The organism is Methanospirillum sp. (assembly GCF_035560735.1).
GTDB lineage: Archaea > Halobacteriota > Methanomicrobia > Methanomicrobiales > Methanospirillaceae > Methanospirillum.
Genome location: NZ_DATMYY010000045.1, coordinates 1 through 4398, shown reverse-complemented (window position 1 = coordinate 4398; position 4398 = coordinate 1). Strand labels below are relative to the sequence as shown.

Genomic DNA, 4398 nt, shown 5'->3' with positions numbered 1-4398 from the left:
CCTTATCGCAGGATTGCTCATACCAGGGACATTAGCAGCAGATAATGCAACATCATCAGCAAATCAGAGCGGAAATGTTTCAATTGATGACCTGATGGCGAAGAACCCTGATGCACTCCTCATCTATGCGGGAGCAGGTCTCAAAAAACCGGTTCAGGAGATCGGATCAACCTTCACCAATGAGACAGGAATTCCGGTAGTTTATAATTTCCAGGGATCGGGAGCTCTTTTGAGCCAGATGGATATCACCCATAAAGGAGATGTATTAATTGCAGGTGGATCTGACGCATACAAGACAGCAGAAGACAAAGGGCTCGTAGGTCAGCCGCAGTACATCGCATACCATGTGCCAATCGTCGCAGTGCAGAAAGGCAATCCTAAGAACATCACCTCTGTTGAAGACTTTGCCAAGCCAGGTCTCAAGATTGGGCTTGGAGATATAAAAGCAACAGCAATCGGAACCACAGGAGATAAACTCTTCAAAGACCTCGGAATTGCTGATGCTGTGGAGAAGAATGTTGTTGTGAGAACTTCAACCATCAACGAACTCGTCTCTGCTATGAATGCAGGATCTATTGATGCATCACTCCTGACTCTGGATCAGATAAATGATAAGACAATGGACACAATCCCGGTCAAAAATGTAAATGATTATGTTCTCGTTGTAGCAGAAGGACCCACGACATTCTCCAAGCAGTCTGACAAGGCTCAGAAATTTGTTGATTATGTTGCTTCAGACGCAGGGAAAGACACTTTCAAGAAGTATAAATTCCCGGCATATGGAGACCAGCAGTATAAAGACGTTCAGCCTTGAGATAGAAAGGAATCACCAATTTTTCATATTGATGATACAAACTCCCATTTCACTTCTCTTTTATCATCCCTGGATTGTATAAGTGAGAACCAGGCACCAGGAATGACAGGAAATACGGATGAATAAAATATTTTACCCAGTCACAACAATTCTCGCCTTTTTTTCAGGGGGAGTCACCCTACTTGTACTTGGAGGGCTCTTCACTTTCATCAGTCCTGATAGCATCATTCAAACACTCACCTCGCCTGAGATCAGATATGCAATTCAGCTCTCTCTCATTACTTCGGTCATATCTACTGTGCTTTGCGCATTTGTTGCCATCCCTTCGGGATATATATTAAGCCGAGGAGGGTTTCCCGGCCAGCGTTCCCTCATTATGCTCCTCATGCTTCCTCTCTCCCTCCCTCCGCTTGTTGCCGGAGTTGCACTCCTCCTCTTTTTTGCCAAAACTCCTATTGGAACAGGACTTGAAGATCTCGGGATTACAGTTGTGTATACACAGCTCGGCATCATCGTGGCACAGTGGTTTGTCAATCTCCCGTACCTGATTCGGGTGATGAGATCGTCATTTGCCATGATCTCACCCAGGTATGAGCACATTGCACGAACACTCGGATGTTCTGACTTTCAGGCATTCTGGCATGTTACTCTTCCATTGGCCCGGGCAGGCCTGATTTCAGGACTTGTAATCACCTGGTCAAAAGCGATGGGTGAATTTGGTGCTGTTCTGATGCTTGCCGGTGCAACCCGGATGCGTTCAGAAACCCTTCCAATTGCCCTGTATCTGAATATGGCTACGGGAGATCTCGATATCGCCATCACCACGGCATGTATTCTCCTTGGAATCGCTGCATTAACAATGTTCTTCTTTGAACGGTTATCAGAAGGGAGTGACCGGATATAATGCTCCGCGTTCAGAATGTATCACTCACCCTTGGGGATTTCCAGCTCAAATCTCTCTCTCTCCATATTGAGAATCCCGAATACTGGGTGATAATCGGCCCATCAGGAGCTGGTAAAACAATCCTTCTTGAGATGATTGCAGGAATTCACAAACCTGCCAGTGGAAGAATACTCTTTGAGGGAAAGGATATCACATACGATCAACCCAAAGATCGGAACATTGCCATGATGTACCAGGATCTGATGCTCTTTCCCCATATGACAGTAAAAGAGAACATCCTTTTCAGCGTGAAGATTCGAAAGACGTACAATGGAGATACAGAGAGGAAAATCTCAGATCTGGTGAATATCCTTGGTATCGGGCATCTTATGGATCGCAATCCTGATACTCTTTCAGGAGGAGAGGCTCAACGGATAGCCCTTGCCCGTGCCCTTATCCAAAAACCCCGACTGCTTCTCCTTGATGAACCTCTTTCAGCTCTTGACTCCATGACAAGGGAACGGTTGAGGCAGGAGATCAGAAAGATACACCAGCACCTGAAAATCCCAATCATCCACATTACACACCATTTCGAGGATGTATATGCCCTCGCTGAAAAGGTAGCCATCATGCAGGATGGAACAATCGTACAGACAGGAAGACCTGAAGATGTCTTTGCTCATCCCTGCACTCCGTATGTTGCCCAGATCTGCGGAACCGAGAATATTTTCAGGGGTCAAGCAACACCGGACGGGACAGGTTCAATCCTGAATCTTGGTGATCTTCGCATCAGGATCTCTGCACAGCATAGAGGCCCGGTAGTTGCTGTCCTCAGATCTGAAGATATTATCATCTCAATTCAACCGTTCAAGTCCAGTGCCAGGCATACCCTTCAGGCAACGGTGGTTGACCTGATTCCTTCTGGTCCCTTCATCCGGGTTGTACTTGATACCGGGATCAGGATGATCGCCATAGTGACGCGGACAAGCTCTGAGGAACTCTCACTTATGCCCGGAGATCAGGTATATATCACGTTTAAAGAGTCAGCACTTCACGTCATTCCAACCGGGGATCAAACCAGCGAAGAGATAATGGCAGGGACAGTCTGATGCATATGAAAAACCACACAGAGGATTTAGAAACGATATCCAGACACAATAAGGAGACAGAATTATGAATTTAACACGAGAACATGCAAACAAATGGAGAAATGCAGATATCATCTTTCATCCAATCGGAGTCATTCATTCTGAACATACTGAACAGGATAATACCCCGATTCAGGGAATTTTTAATCCGTCTGTCGGATACATAGAGGTGTTCGAAGAAAATACCGATGGTCTGAAAGATATTGAGTCATTTTCTCATATTTACGCACTATATTATTTTGACAGAGCAACCGCTAAAAACCTTATACAGAAACCATTCCTTGACGGAGAAAAAGAGCGGGGGATCTTTGCAATCCGGCATTTTAATCGACCTAACCCTATAGGTCTTTCAATCATGGAGCTGCTTGAAGTTGATGGAAATATTCTCAAGGTGAGTGGTGTTGATGTTCTGGATGGGACTCCGGTCATTGATATCAAGCCGTATGTCAGGCAGTTTGATTACCGGGAAGAGGTGAAATCAGGGTGGGTCGATACCAAGCATATGGATGATATTGCAGAATGGAACTGTACACCAAAAGAACTTCGTAACCGGGATCGAACGACAAAATAAATCCTAATAAACCCCCAGATTTTGTTTGGTTAGGAACAGTAGAATACAAAAAAAGAGAAGAATATCACTTCTGATAGTTAAGCCAGGAGGAGGTTCTTGTTATACTTAAGAACGTCAGGAATGGAATTTACCCCATCAACAGACTTCGGGAAGTTAGTGAAGGTAATCCGCTCATTGTTTACTGCAATATCGGTCAATGCTTCTTCAATGCCTTTCGCCATCTCTCCTGACTGCATGTTCTCAATAACATACATCTTTCCGCCACCGGAGACGAGATCGAGAGCATAGATTTTGTCCTTGTTTTTCTGGATGGAATCAACTACTTTTGCCGGAGTCTTGTTTCCACCATATGCAAATTCAGGTGCAAAGATATCATAGACCTTTACTCCGAGCCACTTTTCAACCGGAGTCTTCTGCCATGCCATCACAATGGCATTCTTCTTTGAAAGAGCATCTTTTTCTGCTGGATTCAGATTGCCCACTGCTGCAATAGATTCTTTATACTTATCAGCATTCTCCGAATAGGTCGTTGCATTCTTTGGATCTGTTTCCTTGAGCCAGCCAAGAACGGTGTCAGCAAGAGCTTCTGCCGATTCAGGGGTATTCCATTCAGTGTCAGGTTTGAGAAGAGTCCACTTCGTCTTTCCATACCCATTCGAATCCCTGAACTTTTCTATGGCTGCCATGGCTGCTGTATCCATCGAACTGTTATGTGCAAGGAAAAGATCAGGAGATTTGAGTTCATCAGCATGTTTCTGGATCAAATTTGGTAAAATATCTCCCTGCAGGTGAGGACATACAGTCGGATCAGCGATGTACACGACATGTACATCATCACCTCCTATCTGACTGACTGGATCCCAGAGAACACTTGTCGTTGCCACCACATCAACAGCAGACACTGCCGGCACTCCAAAAAGGAGTGCAAGAACAGTACATACTAAAATGAACTGCTTCATAGTATTACTGTTTTGTATTATGT

At 44.9% G+C, this 4398-nt stretch carries 5 protein-coding genes; 4 read left to right on the top strand and 1 reads right to left on the bottom strand.

Going from position 1 to position 4398, the window contains the following annotated elements:
- The 4 genes from modA to tsaA all read left to right on the top strand — a co-directional run.
- A partial coding sequence (modA, locus tag VN429_RS01215; protein WP_325628923.1) for a molybdate ABC transporter substrate-binding protein occupies positions 1 to 814 on the top strand: 814 nt, incomplete at its 5' end.
- Between the two features lie 118 nt (positions 815 to 932).
- Positions 933 to 1718: an ABC transporter permease gene (locus VN429_RS01210; protein WP_325628921.1), complete on the top strand. Its 786-nt coding sequence runs from the start codon at positions 933 to 935 to the stop codon at positions 1716 to 1718.
- Positions 1718 to 2806, top strand: coding sequence for an ABC transporter ATP-binding protein (locus VN429_RS01205; RefSeq protein WP_325628918.1), 1089 nt, complete (start codon positions 1718 to 1720; stop codon positions 2804 to 2806). Before VN429_RS01210 ends, VN429_RS01205 begins: the two co-directional genes overlap by 1 nt.
- Before the next feature lie 64 nt (positions 2807 to 2870).
- On the top strand, positions 2871 to 3416 hold the full coding sequence (gene tsaA / locus VN429_RS01200) for a tRNA (N6-threonylcarbamoyladenosine(37)-N6)-methyltransferase TrmO (protein ID WP_325628916.1): 546 nt from the start codon (positions 2871 to 2873) through the stop codon (positions 3414 to 3416).
- 77 nt (positions 3417 to 3493) lie between these two features.
- Here the strand turns inward: tsaA and VN429_RS01195 are convergent.
- On the bottom strand, positions 3494 to 4398 hold a 905-nt coding region (locus VN429_RS01195; protein WP_325628914.1), incomplete at its 5' end, for a metal ABC transporter substrate-binding protein.

Excerpts from the sequence above, each read along its gene's own strand:
- VN429_RS01210 (WP_325628921.1), top strand. The coding sequence starts at position 933 with ATGAATAAAATATTTTACCCAGTCACAACAATTCTCGCCTTTTTTTCA.
- VN429_RS01205 (WP_325628918.1), top strand. The coding sequence starts at position 1,718 with ATGCTCCGCGTTCAGAATGTATCACTCACCCTTGGGGATTTCCAGCTC.
- tsaA (WP_325628916.1), top strand. The coding sequence starts at position 2,871 with ATGAATTTAACACGAGAACATGCAAACAAATGGAGAAATGCAGATATC.